We start from the raw sequence: 1,323 nt of genomic DNA, 5'->3' as shown, positions 1-1,323 counted from the left end.
TCAGTGGCTTATAACTTCACAGGTAAAGATTTATTCAGCAATGACAACACCCTAACTTGGGAGTTTGAGAAATTTTCCGTGTCGGGCAGTGCTGGCTTCAATACCGATGGGTTCGCTTATCTAGGTGCAACGCTTAGTACTTCCGTTGGCTATGACGCGAAGAGAGATAGTCACTTCTTATCGAATGAAAGTTCAGTCAATAGTGCATCGTTAAATGCGCGAGTATTTATTGATGAAAACGATAATCAGATGTTTGATGAAGGTGAAGAAACTTTGCCGGGTATTCGATTTAAGGGTAAGAGTAAATGGCGAACGTTTGAAACAGGCGATGACGGTGTCGTCGTTCTGAAAGGGATTGATCATCTTCAAATGGAAAAAATTGAGATTGAAGAAAAGAGTATTGAAGACCCGTTTATAAAAGCTGCATCCGGCCCGTTCTTTGTTTACACCCACGCAGGCTCAGTGTTACAGCAAGATATTCCTTTGGCCTATACCTTTGAAGTCGAAGGCAGTTTGTTTGTGAAACAGAATGGACAGCAACGACCTTTAAGCACGGTAAGGGTAGAGGTGCTTAATGAGGCGGGTGATCAAGTAGCTTTGACGCGCTCCGAATATGATGGGGTGTATTTGCTGTCAGGCTTGCTGCCAGGGAAGTACTGCGTTTCAGTTAATGAGAATGATTTGGCTGATCGTGATCTTAAAACGATTGAACCAACATGTTTTTATTCTGATGGTAAAGATGGCGTTGTGTTCATAGAGGATATCGTCTTTTAGTTGACGTGCTAGGCACCTTTTGCCGGGCAAAACGGGCTTATGTAACATTGCGTAACTTTTTGTGTTGCAGTGTTACAAATCTGTCCTATACTCGAAGTCCTAAATTTTTGGGGCTTCGACATGTCTGCGTGTTTTGGTTTAAAGCATATCCTGATGACGGCATCTCTCACGATGTTATCTCTTGCTGTGCACGCAGATCGCTTCAGTGCGCGTTTTGAAATCGTTAATTCTGTAAGCCTTTCCTCCATAGCGTTTGATGGCGCTGAGTCATCTTTAAACCCTGAAGACTGTAGTCCATCTTCTTCGACGGTCAATTCTGACTTTGATGCATGCGATGGCATGTTTCACACCAATCTAGACCTTGAAATAACCCAAGCCAGTTTGTTTATTAATGGTGTACCATTACCTTTTGAATATTATTCGCAAAGCTTCAATGGGGGAGTGGATAGTGGTGTCGAAGAAATTATGTTGGTAATGCAATAGAGCTGAAAATAAGGCTTTTATGTCGCAGAGTGCTTTGGTATTATGCGCGCTCGTTGATCGGCACTA

2 protein-coding genes are annotated in these 1,323 nt (G+C 42.7%); both read left to right on the top strand.

Features of this window, described 5'->3' with window-relative positions:
* Positions 1 to 774: carboxypeptidase-like regulatory domain-containing protein (locus A3739_RS29090; protein WP_197471921.1), on the top strand; the 774-nt coding region annotated here is incomplete at its 5' end.
* A gap of 120 nt (positions 775 to 894) precedes the next feature.
* The gene (locus A3739_RS00685; protein WP_068499788.1) at positions 895 to 1,257 is read left to right on the top strand and encodes a hypothetical protein; all 363 of its coding nucleotides are present in this window, start codon (positions 895 to 897) and stop codon (positions 1,255 to 1,257) included.
* The last annotated feature ends 66 nt before the right edge of the window (positions 1,258 to 1,323 follow it).

This window comes from Oleiphilus sp. HI0067, from assembly GCF_001635735.1.
This window is presented reverse-complemented; position numbering and strand designations above follow the sequence as displayed.

Excerpts from the sequence above, each read along its gene's own strand:
- A3739_RS00685 (WP_068499788.1), top strand. The coding sequence starts at position 895 with ATGTCTGCGTGTTTTGGTTTAAAGCATATCCTGATGACGGCATCTCTC.